At 34.0% G+C, this 19,768-nt stretch carries 18 protein-coding genes and 2 riboswitches; all 18 genes read right to left on the bottom strand.

Going from position 1 to position 19,768, the window contains the following annotated elements; translation table 11 throughout:
• Positions 1–29: 29 nt before the first annotated feature.
• Entirely contained in the window at positions 30–701 is a 672-nt protein-coding gene (locus HALSA_RS03690) for a HesA/MoeB/ThiF family protein (protein WP_013405271.1), read from the bottom strand.
• The gene (locus HALSA_RS03685; protein ID WP_013405270.1) at positions 702–983 is read right to left on the bottom strand and encodes a MoaD family protein; all 282 of its coding nucleotides are present in this window, start codon (positions 981–983) and stop codon (positions 702–704) included.
• Positions 984–2,789, bottom strand: a complete 1,806-nt coding sequence (locus HALSA_RS03680) for an aldehyde ferredoxin oxidoreductase family protein (RefSeq protein ID WP_013405269.1) — start codon at positions 2,787–2,789, stop codon at positions 984–986.
• A gap of 8 nt (positions 2,790–2,797) precedes the next feature.
• Positions 2,798–2,921: riboswitch (molybdenum cofactor riboswitch) on the bottom strand.
• Between the two features lie 301 nt (positions 2,922–3,222).
• Positions 3,223–3,837, bottom strand: a complete 615-nt coding sequence (locus HALSA_RS03675) for a transposase (protein WP_041595783.1) — start codon at positions 3,835–3,837, stop codon at positions 3,223–3,225.
• Complete coding sequence (locus HALSA_RS03670; RefSeq protein ID WP_049773841.1) at positions 3,804–4,766, bottom strand: transposase; 963 nt, start codon at positions 4,764–4,766, stop codon at positions 3,804–3,806. The genes HALSA_RS03675 and HALSA_RS03670 overlap by 34 nt, the downstream gene beginning before the upstream one ends.
• Positions 4,767–5,026: 260 nt before the next feature.
• On the bottom strand, positions 5,027–6,007 hold the full coding sequence (locus HALSA_RS03665) for a glycyl-radical enzyme activating protein (protein WP_013405268.1): 981 nt from the start codon (positions 6,005–6,007) through the stop codon (positions 5,027–5,029).
• A 72-nt stretch (positions 6,008–6,079) separates the two neighbouring features.
• Positions 6,080–6,484, bottom strand: a complete 405-nt coding sequence (locus HALSA_RS03660; RefSeq protein WP_013405267.1) for a GlcG/HbpS family heme-binding protein — start codon at positions 6,482–6,484, stop codon at positions 6,080–6,082.
• 21 nt (positions 6,485–6,505) lie between these two features.
• A complete protein-coding gene (locus HALSA_RS03655; protein WP_013405266.1) occupies positions 6,506–9,028 on the bottom strand; it encodes a glycyl radical protein in 2,523 nt (840 codons plus the stop codon).
• A gap of 123 nt (positions 9,029–9,151) precedes the next feature.
• On the bottom strand, positions 9,152–9,838 hold the full coding sequence (locus HALSA_RS03650) for an aldehyde ferredoxin oxidoreductase N-terminal domain-containing protein (RefSeq protein ID WP_013405265.1): 687 nt from the start codon (positions 9,836–9,838) through the stop codon (positions 9,152–9,154).
• Positions 9,839–10,109: 271 nt separating this feature from the next.
• Entirely contained in the window at positions 10,110–11,747 is a 1,638-nt protein-coding gene (locus tag HALSA_RS12375; RefSeq protein ID WP_013405264.1) for a sigma-54 interaction domain-containing protein, read from the bottom strand.
• A gap of 405 nt (positions 11,748–12,152) precedes the next feature.
• Complete coding sequence (locus HALSA_RS03640; RefSeq protein ID WP_013405263.1) at positions 12,153–13,697, bottom strand: transposase; 1,545 nt, start codon at positions 13,695–13,697, stop codon at positions 12,153–12,155.
• A 202-nt stretch (positions 13,698–13,899) separates the two neighbouring features.
• The gene (locus HALSA_RS03635) at positions 13,900–15,201 is read right to left on the bottom strand and encodes a radical SAM/SPASM domain-containing protein (protein ID WP_013405262.1); all 1,302 of its coding nucleotides are present in this window, start codon (positions 15,199–15,201) and stop codon (positions 13,900–13,902) included.
• Between the two features lie 112 nt (positions 15,202–15,313).
• Positions 15,314–15,970: a TenA family protein gene (locus HALSA_RS03630; RefSeq protein ID WP_013405261.1), complete on the bottom strand. Its 657-nt coding sequence runs from the start codon at positions 15,968–15,970 to the stop codon at positions 15,314–15,316.
• Positions 15,971–16,681 carry a methyltransferase domain-containing protein gene (locus HALSA_RS03625; protein ID WP_013405260.1) on the bottom strand — a complete coding sequence of 237 codons (711 nt, stop codon included), beginning with the start codon at positions 16,679–16,681 and terminating at the stop codon, positions 15,971–15,973. It lies immediately after the preceding gene.
• Between the two features lie 19 nt (positions 16,682–16,700).
• Complete coding sequence (thiM, locus tag HALSA_RS03620; RefSeq protein ID WP_013405259.1) at positions 16,701–17,504, bottom strand: hydroxyethylthiazole kinase; 804 nt, start codon at positions 17,502–17,504, stop codon at positions 16,701–16,703.
• Positions 17,505–17,506: 2 nt separating this feature from the next.
• On the bottom strand, positions 17,507–18,160 hold the full coding sequence (gene thiE / locus HALSA_RS03615) for a thiamine phosphate synthase (protein ID WP_013405258.1): 654 nt from the start codon (positions 18,158–18,160) through the stop codon (positions 17,507–17,509).
• 16 nt (positions 18,161–18,176) lie between these two features.
• Positions 18,177–19,001 carry a bifunctional hydroxymethylpyrimidine kinase/phosphomethylpyrimidine kinase gene (gene thiD / locus HALSA_RS03610; RefSeq protein ID WP_013405257.1) on the bottom strand — a complete coding sequence of 275 codons (825 nt, stop codon included), beginning with the start codon at positions 18,999–19,001 and terminating at the stop codon, positions 18,177–18,179.
• A 51-nt stretch (positions 19,002–19,052) separates the two neighbouring features.
• Positions 19,053–19,553, bottom strand: a complete 501-nt coding sequence (gene thiW, locus HALSA_RS03605) for an energy coupling factor transporter S component ThiW (RefSeq protein ID WP_013405256.1) — start codon at positions 19,551–19,553, stop codon at positions 19,053–19,055.
• 104 nt (positions 19,554–19,657) lie between these two features.
• Positions 19,658–19,759: riboswitch (TPP riboswitch) on the bottom strand.
• Positions 19,760–19,768 lie beyond the last annotated feature (9 nt).

The following is a 19,768-nucleotide window of genomic DNA, read 5'->3' as shown; positions in this document are numbered from 1 at the left end:
CTTAATTAAGATCAAATATTTAAGTCAAGTTATTTTAACTCTATTTTTTCTATTTCTGAATTCATAAAATCAAGATGCAAAATACTATCACTTAAATAATTATCCCTGCCCAATAGATATTTTAATGCTTCAAGCACCTGAAAAGAAGCGGCTATAGTAACTGCAGGTGAAAATACTGCCGGCACTTCATCTTTTTCTGCTCCGGCAAAGATATCCTTGAGTCTCTTTTCACTCTCGGGTAGAATCAGCATTATCTGAGCGAAAAAATTTTCAACCCCGGCATGAATAAAGGGAAGCTCATACTTTTGAGCCAGCTTATCTACGATAAATCTGGTATTAAAGTTATCAAGAGCATCAAAAATTATATCTAAATCATCAGGCAGTTCCATGTCTTCTCTAATTTTTTCATTTTTAGCAACTATTTCAGTATCAAGCTTAAATTTCTTTAAGAATTCTGCAGCACAGTCTACCTTGGCTTTACCAATATCATCACGGCCATAACAAATCTGCCGGTTTAAGTTGGAGACTTCTACTTTGTCATAATCATAAAGATAGATTTTATTAACCCCAATTCTCTGCAGCTGAACTGCTAGATTTGTGCCAAGACCTCCTGTACCAGCGAGCATTACATTTAAGCCTGCCATTATTTTTCTTTCCTCACTGCTAAATAGTTTTTTCTGTCTTTTAAGATATTCTCGCATCTAACCACCTGCTGAGGGAGGAAATAGAGTGACTTTATCCCCATCTTTAATTTTAGTATCCAGACCATCTAAATGGATTACATTTTCTCCATTTAATAAGATGATGGAGCCGGGAGAAATTTTCCCGGCATCCAACAATTTTTTAGAAAAATAATCATCATAGTCGCTGTCAAGTAGATCAATCAATTCTCTTACATTGATTTCATTTTCAATCTGATATTTGTGACCGCGACTTTTTAAATTAATTCTAAATAAAGAATGAAACTTAACTTCTACTGACATTTATTTCAATCCCATCTCACTTAATTTTTCGTCACTAATCCAGCCATCTTCCTGCCAGCCGCGAATTTCATAATACTCGGGCAGAATTTCTCTATATTTAGCTGCAGAACCTCTAAAGGTTCCATCTGGAAGTGGTTCATCAAAGCGCTTAGGAAGTTTATCCTGATCAGGTGTAATACCTGCTTCAAGGTTAAACTGACGCTCCAGGTTCCAGATTCTTTCTCCATTTTCCAGCATTTCTTCTGGTGTAAAATCAAACTCTGTTCCGGCATTAGCTATTTCTGTATAATCTTCTAAACCAAGGGCAAAAGAAGTAAAGAGGCACATTCCAAGTGAATCAATTACTGCTGTTAGATCCTGGAATATTTTAACCCACTCTGGCTTTCCTTTTAATTCAAGCGGATCAAGTTTTTCTGGTACTCCTAATACCTCTGGAGAAACCATATATCCTCTTACATGACATCCACCACGATTAGAGGTAGCATAATTTAAACCCTGGCCTTGAATTCCGCGAGGATCATAGGCAGGTAATTCCTGTTTTTTAACACTCATAGAAAGTTCTGCATTACCTTTAGCTTCTGCTAATCTATATGAACCTTCAGCCATCTGGTCGCCAAAACCTTCACGATAAGCCATCTGTCTTGTATAATAAATAACTGATTCTGAAGAACCAAATTTAAGTTCTGGACCATTTTCCAGTTCATCTTTATCTATATAACCTTTTTCATATAATTCCATTGCAGCTGCAATGGTTGCACCAGCAGATATTGTATCCAAACCTAAATCATTACAGAGGAAGTTTGCCTGAACTATAGCATTTAAATCATTAACACCACAGTCAGCACCAAAAGCCCAACCAGTTTCGTATTCAGGACCTTCACCTTCCTGGCCATTTGGAAGTTTGGTATGTCTACCACAGCGGATAGGACAACCATAACATCCTTTATTACCCTGTAGATAGCCTTTTTCTACTAAAGCTTCTCCTGATACCTCTTCAACATCTGCAAAGGTACCATACTGGAAGTTATTTCTTGGATATGCTCCATGTGAGTTGATAATATTATCAAGCACCTTAGTACCCAGGGCAGGAAGACCTTCTCCTGTAACTCCATCTTCTTTTAATGTTTTAGTCTGCTTTTTAACCACTTCCATCATCTCATCTTTAAAATACTCTACCTGTTTTTCATCAGCTTTAACAACTATGGCTTTTAAGTTTTTAGAACCCATAACTGCTCCAACACCGGTTCTACCTGCTGCTCTATCTTTTTCATTCATTATTGAAGCAAATTTAACCAGTTTTTCTCCACCAGGACCGATACAGCTTACTCTTGCTTTTTCATCACCAAATTCTTCAATTAACATATCTGTAGTATCATAAACACCTTTACCCCACAGATGTGAAGCATCTTTGAGTTCAGCCTTATCTCCTTTTAGAGATAGATAGACAGGTTTTTCTGCTTTACCTTCAAATACAATTATATCATTACCGCTAAATCTCATTTCAGCACCGAAGAATCCACCTGAGTTACTACTTGCAATAGTACCTGTTAAAGGACCCTTGGTGATTACCATATAGCGTCCTCCCGTAGAAGCTGCAGTACCTGTTAGAAGACCTGAAGCATAAATAAGCTTGTTTTCAGGGCTTAAAGGATCAACCTTTGGATCAATTTCATCATAAAGCATTTTAGAAGCGAGACCTCTCCCACCTAAAAACTTTTTAACATTTTCACCAGCAATTGTTTCGCGTGAAATTTCTCCATCACTTAAATTTACCCTTAATACCTGATATTCATAAATTTTTCCCATTAATTATACCTCCTTAAGATTACTCTTCTTTCCAAGCACGGGAGGCTGAGTCATTTCTTTCTCAACCCATCGGTTTAGCCACCTTAGAAAGCTATTTTCTTTAGGCAGAAAAACTCGAAGGTATTACTAATATTATTAAATATAAAAGGCTAAATTCCTGCTTAGTTTTTGTAAATTTCTATATTTTTTGAAAATTATTTTAATAATTCATTGCTCAAATAGTGGTTTGCCCCCAAAAAGACTAAATAAATATCCTTAGAAATAAAATTATCTAAGGTCTTGAGTAATAAATTTCTCATTTATCAGTAAAAATAAAATTATATAGTGTAAAAAAGACTTACCTGGTTCAGGAGGTGGATGGTTCCAGTCCTTTCAGCAACTTTTTGAAGTTTGCTGCTGCAACTTTGAATCCAAACCAGATTTTTTGACATACTTAACCCCTGACCGGCATATCATCGACATCATATTTGCGTCTGAAAACAGAAGGTATTCCTTCTACGCCTGCTCTCTGGTTACATTCTTGGATGTATTCTTTTTCTCCCATTGTTTCTCTTAGTTTTCCTGTTTCATATCGTTGTTCAGTAAAACTGACTGAATTATGTTTTTTGTTGCTTTTTATTCTGCACTCTGATTTTAGTTTGCAGCCAGCACACTTTTCTTTATCAAAGATGGCATAGAATGAATTCTTATCAGGGTCTTTCTCCTGATAATCAGGTTCTACATCATTGGCACAGCTTAAAACATTTTCATAGTCAGAACCAAGATTAAAGTTTTGATAATAGGTCATTTTGTCAGCAGCAGGTTTTTTACCGGTTAATTCACCGGGCATAAACTTAATACCGAGATTTAAAGCCTTTTTAGCAAGGCCATAAGTATAATAAGCACCATCCATAAAGATTTTTATTGGGTTCTCAATATTAAAGTTTAGCACATGCTCACTGTTCAGCTTTTCTAAAGTATCAGCACTAAAGTCCTGATCAGAATATATGTTAGGCTTAAAATCATAGGTTGTAATTACAGAATTATCGTCGTCAAAAACTTCCAGCACATTGGCTGTATAGCCGATATTAGCTTCATATTTCTGTCTAAAGTTGCATCAGGATCACTGGGGTTCTGCAGAATATCAGATTCCAATTCTGTACCGTCCTTAGCTTCAATATTATCAGGATCAAGATCATCAAAATCATCGTCATCATAATCTGTCTGTTCTCCGAGCATTCTTTTTAGAAGCATAAATTCTTCAGTTTCAGTAACACTGCCTCCGGCAGTAACTGCTGAATCATAAAGAGTTTTAGCATCTTCTAATAGCTTTTTGAGTTTGCTTTTGGTTTCATCATTTTTGGTTCGATAGATGACTTCATTTCTGTGGGACTCTTTTAAATATACTTCAAGTCCTTCAGGAATTAGATCTTCAAAAGACTGAGAAAGCATTTTGATGAAGTTAGCATTAACAGTATAAACAAGTTCTATTCTGGATAATTCTCTGGCGGAAGAAGAAACCATAAAAGAATCAATTCTAGCTCTATCGCCTTCGATTTCCAGATTATCTGTAATTAATTCAGCCAGGGATTCAACTTCCTGCTGAATTAAGTCTATACCTGTTTCTTTGTAGTAATCTGTAACCCGTTCTCTAAAATTACTGAATGTATTTTTAGAGACAGGCGGTCTTTCTTCACTGGTTAATCTAAGAGCATACTGATATTCCATACTTAGATGGATATTGGCAACTAATCTTTCATCAGTGAGATCAAAAAGTTCTTTAATTACAAGGGAACTGATAATTATATTAACAGGAGTATTCGGTCTTGAACCTTTATCACTGTAGAGTACAGCAAAGCGTTCTTCATCAATTGCAGGGAAGATAATTTCCTGAAAAGTATCGGCCCAGGAATTTAAAAGATATTCCTGTAGATATTTAGGTAAATCCTTAAATGAGTCGTAAAGACTTAACTGCTGGTGACTGTTGGGAACAAACATTCTATCATCCTTTCTATGATTTATTAAGTTAATTATATCAAAGAAAGCCTGTCATATAAAGGATTATGGCGGATTAATCTAATTAATTTTAGGATGATAAAAGAAAAATTAATTGTTATTATTTGGTTATTGATGAAATTTATTTAGGCTTTTTGGGGGCAAACCTTATTTTATCTTTAATGAAACTTTTTGTGTTTTTCTTACTGAATGAAAATAAACAATATCATACTGACAGAGCTCTATCAAAAAGTTTAAATTTCTTATTTTTTACTCAAAGGAAGTTTGTTGGTACTTCCGATAACAACTGGTATTTGATAATCTAACATTATTGTATGCAGACTTTCAATTAGATAATTTTGAGTTTTTCTTTCAGGAAAATTATAATTTTTTAAAAGATAACTCATTCCAAGTGTATTATATTTGCTTTGGCCATATTCATGAAAAGGAAGTAGTTGTATCTGCAAAGGCATATTTTTTAGTTCTTCTTTGATAAATTTTGCAGTTTCTCTCATATTTTCTTCGGTTGCTACATGATCAGGAACCATAGGTATACGAATAAGATATGGAATATCTTCTTTTGAAACTTTAATAATATTTTCTAATATTAATTTATTAGAAACTCCCGTAAATTCTTTGTGTTTTTTTGCATTCATATGTTTAATATCTGTTATTAAAAGATCACTATAATCTAATAATTGTTCTATTATATTCCATTTGGCGTAAAGAGTGGTTTCTATACAAGTATTGATACCTAGTCTTTTACTCTCTTTTAATAATTCTAGCGCAAACTCCCACTGTACGAGAAGCTCACCTCCAGAAATAGTAATTCCACCACCTGATTCATCATAATATATTTTATCTTTACTTACTTCTTCAATTACTTCACTAACCTTTTTAATTTCACCCCAAGTAATAATCACATCGCCTGGACAAACTTCAGCACATCTCAGACAATTAGTGCATAATTCTCTATTAATTGATTCTACAGCATTATTTTCATTTATTTCAAATATTTTCTCTTTAGGAAAAGAACATGCTTCTAGACAATAACCACACTTATCTATCCCTATACATTTATCTGGATATACTCCAATTTCAAGATTTTTATTAAAACTTTCTGGGTTACAACACCAGAGACATTTTAAAGAACAACCTTTTAAAAATATTTCAGTTCTAATTCCAGGGCCATCATGAACTGTATATCGCTGGATGTTAAATACATTTCCATTTATATCATTCAAAATAATCACCTCTAGACAAATTAGTATACAAGTGGTGAGGAATTCAAGCCCCACCACTTATATAGTTGATATTTATTCTAAAACTTCTAATCCAGCCTCAGCACAGCTCATATCATCTTCTACTTCTCCTCCACTAACACCTATAGCACCTATTACATTACCTTTATTATCATTAACTGGAAAGCCTCCACCGAATATCACAAGTCTGCCATTATTAGTGGTGTTTATACCAAATAGAGGTTGATCAACCTGAGAAGCTTCACCAATAACATGAGAAGGCATTTTAGTAGAAACTGAAGTATATGCCTTATTAAGAGAAATATCTACACTTGCAAATATTGCATCGTCCATACGATGTTGAGCAATAAGATTTCCTCCTCCATCTAAAACAGTTATTACCATTGGCACCTCAATTTCTTCTGCCTTTGCTTCAGCCGCTTCAATCATTTTTAATGCAGTTTTTAAGTTTAGTTTCATATTTGTCAAACCTCCATATATTTAATAAGACATCTCAGTTCTTTCAATTAAATCTTTTTGTAAACTAGAATCAAGTTCAGTGAAGAAAGCACTATATCCAGCTACCCTAACAAGTAGACCTTTATAATTTCCAGGATTTTCCATAGCATCTTTCAATACTTCACTGCTAATTACATTAATCTGATTATGCATACCCTTGCGTTCAAAATATACTCTCATTGAAGCCATGAAGTTTTCATCACCTGTTTCACCTTCAAGTGTTGATGGCGCAAATCTTGTATTTAATAGTGTACCATTTGATGCTCTTGCATGATCAAGACTAGATACAGATTTAAATAATGCTGTAGGTCCAGAAATATCATGTGAAGCCCGACTTGTATGAACAGGGGAAACTCCATCTGCAACTGCTTCACCAGCTTTCCTACCATCAGGTGTTGCAGCTTGCATAGCACCATGTGGAACATTAGCAGAAACAGGATATAATCCAGGCTGAAAAATACCCCCATGAGCAGCCGGTCTTTCTTCTACTTCTTTACAATATACATTGGCCCCGTATTTAGCTAATGTATCTGCATAGTCATCATCATTTCCGTAATGAGGTATATTGCTGCTGTTTGCTTTAACATAAATAGGTTCATAGCCTTCCCAATTTTTTTCTAAAGCTTCTAATAATTCTTCTCCGCTTATCTCTTTTTCATTAAAAACAAGATATTTAATATTGGAAAGCCCATCAGCTACATTTGCAACACCTACACCCTGAGGACCAATAAAGTTATATCTAGCTCCACCTCTTGTAACATCAACCCCCTTATCTATGCAATCTTCGATAAGTAGTGATAAATATGGTAGTGGTTTGCGCTCCATATGAGCTATATCACAAGAATTAAGAGCAGCAGTTAAACGATCAACCCAGTATTCCATCTGTTTTTCATATGCTTCTTTTACTTCTTCAAATGTTTCAAAATCAGCAAGTGAACCTGTTTCTAAACCAAGCTGTGAGCCAGCTCCTACACAATTTTCATAAATAGGGCAGTCAGAACTACAGTTGATACATTTTCCATTGTTTATAGCAAGCTCAAGTACTTTGTTCATATTAAAGAATGCAGCATCATGCCAGCCATATTCACGACCTCCTGCATCTGGCTCAACACAACCAAGTGCATTATAGTCACGACAATCTTCAATTTTTCTGCCCCTGTTCAACATAGAAGGAATAATTACTTCATCATTGAAAAATGAAGGTAAACCAAATCCCATTTTTGCAACTTTGGTACATTTTAGCATCCATTCTTTAGGTTCATCGATATGATGTCTTGTTGTTATCCATGGTGCATGTAATCTTACATGAGCTAACGCATCAATTCCCATAAATGATAAATCATTTGTAGCATCATCACCATCAGGTGTTACTCCACCGAGGGTTAAAGAAGTTCCACCAAGTTCAACACCACCAAAAGCAGCTGTAGAACCGGCATCTCTAATTTTGGTCAGTTCACTTATTTTTATCCAACCACATTCAATTAATTCTTGTATAAATTCTTTAGAAAAAGTACCATCCTCAATATCTTTTTTATAAAATGGATACATATACTGATCAAATCTTCCATATGCTATAGAATGTCCATTACCTTCTATAGTTATAGTAACTGTAATAAACCACCACATCTGCATTGCTTCCCAGAAATTTCTTGGTGGATTTTCTGAAATCCATTCACAGTTATCTGCCATTTGCATTAATTCTTCTTTACGAGCACCACTTTCTGCTTCAGCTTTTTCTCTAGCATATTGAGCATATCTTTTTATATAATTCATTATTGCTTCTACACTAATTAATTCTGCTTTGTAAAATGCTGCTTTTTTTATTCCTTCAGGATCTGTCATATCTATTTTAGCATAATTTTTTTCTACCTGTTCTTTGATCCCCTGCCAGCCTAAATCTAAAAGTTTTTCATATCTAGGTGAACAGTGACCAACTCCACCATAAAAATAATTCCCAAGTAAATATAGACCTTTCCCATACCCGCCCGTTCCTTTTAATTCTTCTTCACTCATTAGATTTTTAGCTAAATCATGAACAGTTTGACCTTTCCAAAATTCAGCCAGGTTCATTAAATTGTTTTTAGTTTTCTTATTATATTCAAATCTATCTCCGTCTCTTTCGTTAAAAGGAGCATTTTCTAATTCATCTAACATCCATTCATAAGAAAACTCTGGAAACACAGGTGCACAGCGAGGCGGAGCAGCCATGTTACCTAAAATTAATTCGTAATCGCCAATATGAATTTGAATGTTTTCCAACACATAGGCCAATGCCTCTGCATTTCTTATAATCTGTGGTTTATCTTCATTTCCTTTTAAAGCTTCTGTCCAAAGAATTGCCCTTTCTTCATCAAGAGTTAGCGGAGTATCTAAAAATTGTTTTCTCCAATTGCGAATTCTTTCAAATGGAGAGGCAGTCTCCGCATTCATACCAGAAACACCAGTACCCCAATCTTCATTATAAGGCTTAATTCCATAAGTTAATTTATCTTTTGTAATTGCCATTTAGAAACCTCCTATTATTAATTTGAATTTTAAAAATATAACTCTGTCAGCTTCAAAACTAAAATACTAAATATGAACCATCAATTCAAATAACCAACTCCCTTCTTTTTTTATAATATAACTTTAGTCAAACTTTTTTACTGATAGATTAGACTTTGCCTTATTATGCAATTCAGCTTTATCAGAATTATTATTATCAATTATTAAAGCTTTAACCCCTTTCGCAGCTAAAACTGCTCCTAACCCCCCTCCTGCAGCATATCTATGAAAATGGCTATCCACATCATTAATGGATATCCCAGCAGCAATCATTTTATTTTCTGCTTCAACTCCAATAGAAATTAAAACAATTTCGTTTCCATATTCAGATTTAATTAAGTCAATTAAATTATAACTTCCTATACCTTCATATTCTTCAGCAAGTTCAAGTACAATTGATTCGTTTTTTATTATTACTTTATAAAATTTATTTTCTTCTGAAAGGCCTTCTATAATTATTGCTTTAATAGCGAGTTTAATTAATTTGTGGCTGCAGACTGCTTCAGAATTATATTCTTTAATAGTTAAAGTTAAAGGGCTTTTAGCTCCAATAGAAAGTCTTCCTGAACATGATGAATTAGTATTATTTAATATACTTGGAGCTATTACAACTTTGTTTTTTTCTTTTAGTGGGTTACAATTTTCAGGAATTTCATCACTCATAATTTTTGTAGTTAATTCTCTACCATTTAAAAGCAAATAATCTTTAGAAACTTCTTCTTCATTAATTTTAAGTTCTGACATATTAATTCTTAGAATTTTACTATCCATTTTAATTCTCCTTTACAAATTAGTTAGGAGTTCAATTTACATATATTTAAATGCATTAATTATGCCAATCAAAAAAAATAGCTATTATTCCTATTATTAGTGTCAATTCCAAAGAAATATATAGTTAATAAATTCACAAAATTTAAAAAACTGTTAGGTTTAGTTACACATCTTTCATATAAAAATAAAAAAACCTCCCTAATCAATAAATTAAGGAGATTAAAAGTTGAGATGTAAGGCTTTATATATTATTCAATTAGTGTTAGATTTTCTAACAACCACTAATATTATATTTTTCAAGCTTCCTATAAAGAGTATTTCTCGCAATGTTTAACTGTTTAGCTGTTAAAGTGATATTGCCATCAAAAAATACTAAAGCATCTCTAATAAATTTCTTTTCATACTCATCAAAAGTAAGAATTCTATTTCCCTTATCATTAAGAATCTTTCTGATGTGGTTAGGTATATGCTCTAATTTAAGTATAGAATTGTCCATTAAATTTAATGCGCTTTCAATTACATTCCTCAGTTCTCGGACATTTCCCGGCCAGTTATAATCTAAGAATATTTGTTTTGCTTCCCTTCCAATTTTAAGACTACCTTTATTGAATTTATAACCTAATTTTCTTAAAAAATAATTTGCCAATACTAAAATATCAATTTTCCTCTCTTTTAGAGGTGGAATATTTAGATTGACAACATTTAATCTATAATAAAGATCTTTTCTGAATTTATTTTCTTCAACAAGTTTAGCAAGCGATTTGTTTGAAGCTGCAATAAATCTTAAATCAATATTTTTACTCTTATTACTTCCTAATGAAGTGATTTTCTGCTCTTCAATTACTCTTAATAATCTGGCCTGATTTACTTTGGTTAAATTATTAATTTCATCTAAAAATACTGTTCCTTCATCTGCATATTCAAGTTTTCCTACTCTACCACCTTTTTTCCCGCCTGTAAATGCACCTTCTTCATAACCAAAAAATTCACTTTCAAACAAATCATCCGGTATTGCACTACAGTTTACAGCAACAAATGGTTTGTTTGAACGAAAACTATAATTATGAATCGATTGTGCCAGAAGCTCTTTACCTGTTCCGGTTTCGCCATGAATCAAAACCGTAGAATCATTAAATGCTACTTTTTTTGCAGCTTTCATTAATTCTTTCATTTTAAGACTTTTATAAATTATATCAGAAAAATTATAATCAGCAGTTTCTTCTTTTTGCTTGTTTTTTAAGCTGTTATTTAACGAACTATAATCCTTACTCTGAACAATTAGCTCTCTGTTAATATCCTCACATACTTTTTTTAAAAGTGCAGATGTATGAGGATGAATATTTTTATAATTGGCAGCCATACATAATACTCCACATATATAACCGAATTTATCTATGATTGGTACTGCTGTACAAACTAAATCATGGTTTTTTTTAAGAAGATGTTCTTTAGAAAATATTGTAACCGGTGTTTTGTTTTTAATTAAAGTTCCAACTGCATTAGTTCCCTGTACTTCTTCTGACCAATTAGCGCCTTCGATAATATCATATTTTTTAGAAAAAGCCAAACTTTTATCTCCTATAACTTTTAAAATACAACCTTTGTTATCAGCAAGAATTACATTATAACCTGAACCTTTTACCAGAGAGTATAGCTCTTTCATTTTAGGCAAACAGTAATAAATTAATTTGCTATTTTGTTCTTTAATTTCTTTTAATTTATTACCCCTTATTATTACATCAGTTGGTTTATCAGTTATTGGGTTTAATTTATTATTATCATCATTAATACATCTATTCCATGATTCTTTAATATTATCTCTGATAGATTCTTCTATATCACCACTAATTGCTAATTTTTCCCATGCATCACTTATTTTTTCTAAATAATAAGTATTTTCAACAAACAATTTTTTTGCCTCCTCTCATTTAAAATAATAACAGCTTATAATGTTAATGTTCACGAATATTCTGTAAACTCCTTTATTTTAAAAAAATAAATATTTGCACTGCAAAAAGTCTGAAATAATCTATAACGAATCCAATTCAAGAAATGATTAATAAAACAAAGCACTTAAATCTGGAGATCCATAATTCTATATTATGGTTTGCCCCCAAAAAGACTAAATAAATATCCTTAGAAATAAAATTATCTAAGGTCTTGAGTAATAAATTTCTCATTTATCAGTAAAAATAAAATTATATAGTGTAAAAAAGACTTACCTGGTTCAGGAGGTGGATGGTTCCAGTCCTTTCAGCAACTTTTTGAAGTTTGCTGCTGCAACTTTGAATCCAAACCAGATTTTTTGACATACTTAACCCCTGACCGGCATATCATCGACATCATATTTGCGTCTGAAAACAGAAGGTATTCCTTCTACGCCTGCTCTCTGGTTACATTCTTGGATGTATTCTTTTTCTCCCATTGTTTCTCTTAGTTTTCCTGTTTCATATCGTTGTTCAGTAAAACTGACTGAATTATGTTTTTTGTTGCTTTTTATTCTGCACTCTGATTTTAGTTTGCAGCCAGCACACTTTTCTTTATCAAAGATGGCATAGAATGAATTCTTATCAGGGTCTTTCTCCTGATAATCAGGTTCTACATCATTGGCACAGCTTAAAACATTTTCATAGTCAGAACCAAGATTAAAGTTTTGATAATAGGTCATTTTGTCAGCAGCAGGTTTTTTACCGGTTAATTCACCGGGCATAAACTTAATACCGAGATTTAAAGCCTTTTTAGCAAGGCCATAAGTATAATAAGCACCATCCATAAAGATTTTTATTGGGTTCTCAATATTAAAGTTTAGCACATGCTCACTGTTCAGCTTTTCTAAAGTATCAGCACTAAAGTCCTGATCAGAATATATGTTAGGCTTAAAATCATAGGTTGTAATTACAGAATTATCGTCGTCAAAAACTTCCAGCACATTGGCTGTATAGCCGATATTAGCTTCATATTTCTGTCTAAAAGTTGCATCAGGATCACTGGGGTTCTGCAGAATATCAGATTCCAATTCTGTACCGTCCTTAGCTTCAATATTATCAGGATCAAGATCATCAAAATCATCGTCATCATAATCTGTCTGTTCTCCGAGCATTCTTTTTAGAAGCATAAATTCTTCAGTTTCAGTAACACTGCCTCCGGCAGTAACTGCTGAATCATAAAGAGTTTTAGCATCTTCTAATAGCTTTTTGAGTTTGCTTTTGGTTTCATCATTTTTGGTTCGATAGATGACTTCATTTCTGTGGGACTCTTTTAAATATACTTCAAGTCCTTCAGGAATTAGATCTTCAAAAGACTGAGAAAGCATTTTGATGAAGTTAGCATTAACAGTATAAACAAGTTCTATTCTGGATAATTCTCTGGCGGAAGAAGAAACCATAAAAGAATCAATTCTAGCTCTATCGCCTTCGATTTCCAGATTATCTGTAATTAATTCAGCCAGGGATTCAACTTCCTGCTGAATTAAGTCTATACCTGTTTCTTTGTAGTAATCTGTAACCCGTTCTCTAAAATTACTGAATGTATTTTTAGAGACAGGCGGTCTTTCTTCACTGGTTAATCTAAGAGCATACTGATATTCCATACTTAGATGGATATTGGCAACTAATCTTTCATCAGTGAGATCAAAAAGTTCTTTAATTACAAGGGAACTGATAATTATATTAACAGGAGTATTCGGTCTTGAACCTTTATCACTGTAGAGTACAGCAAAGCGTTCTTCATCAATTGCAGGGAAGATAATTTCCTGAAAAGTATCGGCCCAGGAATTTAAAAGATATTCCTGTAGATATTTAGGTAAATCCTTAAATGAGTCGTAAAGACTTAACTGCTGGTGACTGTTGGGAACAAACATTCTATCATCCTTTCTATGATTTATTAAGTTAATTATATCAAAGAAAGCCTGTCATATAAAGGATTATGGCGGATTAATCTAATTAATTTTAGGATGATAAAAGAAAAATTAATTGTTATTATTTGGTTATTGATGAAATTTATTTAGGCTTTTTGGGGGCAAACCAAATAGCAATTATCAATTTAAAGAAGTATTTACTGGATTAAGGACACTGGATTACACCTCTGGCCCAGAGGCAGTCACCACATACTGGAAACTGATTTCCATGGCAGTCTTCTTCATTTGTTTCTGACATATCACAACCCGAGCATTGAGTACAATCTGAATAAGGAAATTCTTTAACTTCTTTACGGAAGTCTTTAAATTCCAAACTGTTCCAGATTTCATTTAATGGCTGCTCTTTAACATTACCCAGTGAATATTTTTTGATGTGTTTTTCTCTCTCCCTGATATAAAGGTCATAGCTGTGCATTAGAGCAATACACGGGGCGATTTCTCCCCGCCAGTTAACAGCGATTGAGCCTTCTTCTACAAATTTGCAGTAACCCTTATGGGGATTAAATGGCACCTGGGTTGTACTGATAGAACTAGATTTACCTCCCACTGCAGCTATATCTTTAACAATATTTTCTCTCAAATCTGTCGGTGGTAAATATATTTCTGGTCGGTGCTCTGTTCTTATCTCAGGTCTGGAGCGGCTGATTGAAAAAGAATAGAGAATTTCATCGGTCATGCTCTCTGTATAGGGAAGTAGATTGGTTAAAAAGATAAATGATGCTCCCATTTTAAAAGCCAAACGGCGTAGATCTTTAAGCTCATCTACATTTGATTTCATAATAACATACTGAACTCCAATTTCTGTTTCAAAACCTAATTTGTCCCTGATTTTTTTAAATTCCTGCACATTGGAAACAACCTGATTTAAATCAGCTCCAGAGCGAATATTTGCCATTGTTTCAGGTGAAGTTCCATCAACTGAAACCACAATACTGTCAAGACCAGCTTTTAAAAGACCTTCTGCCTTCTCTTTGTCGAGCAGCAGTGCATTTGTAATCATCTGGGTTTGAACATCAAGCTCAGATGCTTTTTCAACCATTTCAACAATATTGGGATTATAGAGTGGTTCACCTATCCCCCAAAAAGAAATCTTTTCTACCCCTTTGAATTCTTTTAAATCTTCAATTAATTTATTATAAACATCAAGATCTAAATGCCCCATCTCTTCATCCCAGGAATGGCGGACACAGGTTATACAGTCAAGGTTACAGTCACTGGTTGGTTCAATATAAACTTTAGTTAAAAGAGGATCCATTCTTTCTAAATAAAAACCCCTTGAGCCAAGCTTTAACTTTAATTCTGTATTTTCTTCTATACCCAGTCTATCTTTAACTTCAGATGGGATTTTTAATTTACCATCTTCAAGCTTAACCTCCAGACTTTCTGGTGGCTTTTCATTTAAACCATCACTTCTCCAAAATTGAGGATTGTTGACTAAAAACTGCAATATTTTTACCCCTTTCTCTTTTTAAAGTCATATTTTTCTGAACTTTAAGCTTAATAATAAAAAACTTAAGATTAAGTAATTATATCATACAACTTCTGTCAACTTTTTTCAATCATATTTCCCAAATTTTTCTCTGGTAAACATCAGAAAAAAATTGATATTCAAATTTGATAGAATTTTTGAAATGATAGTTAAGCTTTTTGAAGTTCTTTGTTTCTATTTCTTTTTCTAAAATCTCGACCATATTTTCAACCAACTCTTTGTAATCTGAACTTTTAAAAACGGTGGCCCAGTCCTGATATATTTGATTATCATTCTCTTTTAATTTGTGATGATGATATTCAGCCATTTTTAAATATATCCAGTAACAGGGTATCAAAGCTGCCATTCCTTCGGCAAAACCTGCTTGAGAACTTACCGCCAGCAAATAATTTGAATAGGCGATATTTGAATAAGTCATTTTCATTTCTTCAGCACTTTTAACTTCAAGACTATAATATTCTAAAAGCTCCTGATATTTAGCAAATTCAACATTTGCTTCAATATTTAAAATGTCTATCAACTGCTGTTTTTGCTTTAAATTTTCCGCTTTAGAGATTAAAATGGCCATATTACGCATCGATTGATTTAGGTAATAATGATCCTGAATTAAATAAAATTTAAATGTTTCTTCAGCTAATTTGCCTCGGTAAATTTCATCTACAAAAGGATGCTTAACAACCTTAAGCCAGTCTTTTTTGTTTTCGCTTACTAAATCTTTAAACTGCAATTATTTTTCCCCCCTCACAACAACATAATCTCCCTTTTTGTAGCCTGGAATTGATTTTTCTACCTCATCATTAACATATTTGGGGTGTTTAGTTAAAGTTTGCCTGAATTCTAAATTTTTAAAGCCAACTTCTTCCATGATTTCTATTAGTTCTTCGGTGGAAAGCCAATCGGTTCCTGCCAGAAAATCCATTGGATAGGGATATTTAGGTGAAAGTTCAGTTCTGTAATGGCCTTCCAAAAAGGCCAGTCTGTAGAGCAGAGCAAAAGATGATTCAGCAGGTAGAATAGAGACTATTATCTCACCACCCTTTTTAAGTACCCGATAAGCTTCTGAAACCGCCTTTTGCTTATCTTCTACATAGGCCAGTATTGTTCCTAAAAGAATCTGCTCTATACTCCGGTCGGCAAAGGGTAGGGCTTCGGCTTTTCCAGCTTTGACCTCTATTCCTCTGGCCCTTGCAAGATCAGCCATAGCTTGAGAAGGCTCAACTCCTTTTTTAATATCCAGCTTTTCAGCAAAGAGACCATTCCCAATTCCAACACTAAGACATTTTTCTGGCTTTGTTATCATTTTAGCAAGAGCATTAAGTTCAGTCAAAAATAAATTTTCATTATTTTTAAACCAGATCTCAAAATCTTCTGCACCCTGATTAAATTTTTCTTGATTTAATTCCAATCTGTTAAGTTTTTTGCTTTTTATCTTTGTCATTATTATCTCCTCCTGATTTTTATTTGTTAGCCAGCAAATAGATCGTATCCATAAATTCTCTTTTAAATTTGGCAGGGGTTTGAGTTTTTAAAGCTGCTATTTCACCTGCATAAGCATAATATATTAAAGCAGTTTTTATTTTTTCAAATAGGCTCAACTTTGATTCAACTGCTGCAAAAACGGCCAGGGTTGAACCCAGCATACAACCTGTTCCAACGATCTCTCCCATTAAGTAGCTTCCCCGGTCTGAATAAAAAATTTCTTCCTCTCCGGCCAGAATATCCACCTTTGCACTGACTGCCACAAGACTATTCTCTTTTTGGGCCAGTTTTTGAGCAATTTTGGCCATATTCTTATATTCACCGATCGATTCTACACCTTTTAGTTCTGCTTTTTCTTCAGCCAGCACAGCAATCTCAGCCCTATTTCCTTTAATTAAAGTTAAATCTAATTCTTTTAAAATTTTAAAGGCTGCCTCTTTTCTAAACTCCGTGGCACCTACTCCTACAGGATCCAGGATTACTGGTATATTTAGCTGATTGGCTCTTTTGCCGGCTTTAAAAATTGCTTTTAATCGTTCTTGATTAAGGGTCCCTAAATTTATTAATAGGGCAGATGCTGATTCTACCATTTCTGCAGCTTCTTCTGGGGCTGATGCCATTACAGGTAAGGCCCCCCAATTTAAAGTTATATTGGCAGAATCACTGGCACTAACATAATTACTTATCTGGTGAATTAACGGTCTTTCCTTTTTAATTACTGCTTTTATCTGCTGCCAGTTTTCTTCAATATTTTTTGCTAAACTATTAGCTTCTACTTCCATGCTTAAACTTCCCTTTCTTTTTTAGCTTTGACTATTATCTTTCTGAATTCTTGAGCAGATTTTTGTATATCTTCTGCCTGGCTTAATGCAGAAATGACAGCAATATTGTCAGCACCAGCTTTAATAACCTCAGCGGCATTAGCTGTTTGAATACCACCGATTGCAGTTATTGGCAGAGACAATTCTTTTCTCAGTTTATTGATACCTGCAGTTCCTATTCCAGCTTTAAAAGCGGCTACTTTTTTAGAATTGCTTTTAAAAACTGAGCCCACCCCCAGATAATCTGCTCCCTCTTTTTCTGCTTTTTGGGCTGCTTTTAATTCTGTGGCAGTGATCCCAATAATTTTGTCTGGTCCCAGGATGGCCCTTGCTTCCTTTAAAGGTAGATCATCCTGACCTAAATGAACACCATCTGCATCTAAGGCCTGGGCCAGATCCACCCTATCATTTATGATTAGTTTTACCCCTCTAGAAGCGGTAAACTCTTTTAATTTTAAACCCAGCGAATACCTCTCCCTGACCGATAATGACTTATCACGAAGTTGTACAGCATCAACTCCACCTGCTACAGCCTTTTTTACAACTTCAAGGCTCGTTCTTCCCTGAGAAAGGTTTTCTTCAGTTATTAAATATAAGCTCCAGTTTGTATCCTTCATTTTTTCCTCCTTTAAACTAGCCTCGTATTGATTCTCTTTTAAGATCGAGCTGATAGATATGATTGAGAGGACTGTTACCCATACCAATTTTTTCTCCTTCAGCTATGGCTTTAGTTAAATATATTTTGGCTTTTTCTACCGCTTTTTCCATGCTATAACCAAGGGCCAGATTGCTCGCTATAGCTGCAGATAATGTACAGCCTGTACCATGGGTATCATTGGTCTCAATATAATCAGCCTCAAATTTTACAAAGCTGCTGCCATCATAAAGCAGATCAACAGCTTTTTTGCTTTGCTGAACAGTATTACTAAAGTGACCACCTTTAATTAAAACATATTTACTGCCAAAACTATGGAGCTTTTTCGCTAGAAATTCCGCTTCAACCTCAGCTTCTTTGTCTATTCCTGCTAAAACCTTAGCCTCCATTAAATTAGGGGTTATCAAATCAGCTAGAGGAAAAAGCAGCTCTTTATAACTTTCTACAGCATTTTCTGCCAGCAGCAAATCACCACTGGTAGCAACCATAACCGGATCAACAACCAGATTTTTTAGCTCATATTCTTCAATTTTTTGAGCTGTAATTTCTACCAGCTCTTTTGTAGCCAGCATTCCAGTTTTAAGAGCATCAAAATCTATATCACTCAGCACAGAATCAAGCTGAGCAGCCACGAAGTCTTTATTTAATGTTTCAACCGCCTGTACACCCAGGGTATTTTGGGCTGTCACTGCAGTAATCACAGATGCACCATAAACTCCATGAGCAGTCATTGTTTTTAAATCAGCCTGTATTCCAGCTCCACCACCGGAATCAGAACCAGCAATAGTTAAAACTTTTTTCATTTTTATCGCTCCTTGAGAAATATTTTGATTTCAATTTAATTTTTCGTTTATCTAAAAATCACTATCTATTAAACCGGTAAACAATTCTGTTTCTGCAACAATCTCTAAAAAGAAATAGGCTATAAGTGCACCTCCGATAGAGCTAACTGAAAATGGGATAACAAAGAAAAATACTGCTGAACCACTTCCCATTAAATAATTTGCGATCGGATAAGCTGCCAGGGCACCTAAAATCCCTGTGCCAATTACTTCTCCCAACACTGCTGAGAAATTACTTTTTCTCAGTTTGAAAAATAAAGCGGCTAAAAAGGCTCCAACAATACTACCGGGAAAAGCAAGTAGTGAACCCGTTCCTAAAAGATTTCTGAGTAGAGAAATAGCAAAGGCATTCCAGACAGCATAGGCAGGTCCCAATAAAACCGCAGATAAAACATTGATTAAATGTTGAACCGGAAAAGCTCTGGCAACTCCAACCGGTATATAAATTATATGACCTGTAATAGTTCCTAAAGCAATCAACAATGCTGAAAAAGTTAAATTTCTATTTTTCATTTCCATCATCCTTTCTTTTCTAAAAATATTAATTAATAAACAAAAAAACACAGCCCCAGAGTCAGGAACTGTGCCTTTTATAAAAATATCAAAATATTTTAGATACTTTTAAAATGCACATCTCCCTCCGCTGGTATTATCCAGATCAGGTTCAAAGGGTTAAAGTAAGAACTTTTCTCAGCCAGATGGCTCCCCTGTGTTAGTGAATATTTGTT

This window comes from Halanaerobium hydrogeniformans, assembly GCF_000166415.1.
GTDB classification, from domain to species: Bacteria; Bacillota; Halanaerobiia; order Halanaerobiales; family Halanaerobiaceae; genus Halanaerobium; species Halanaerobium hydrogeniformans.
The sequence above is the reverse complement of the archived record's forward strand: the minus strand, read 5'-3'. Positions and strand labels throughout refer to the sequence as shown.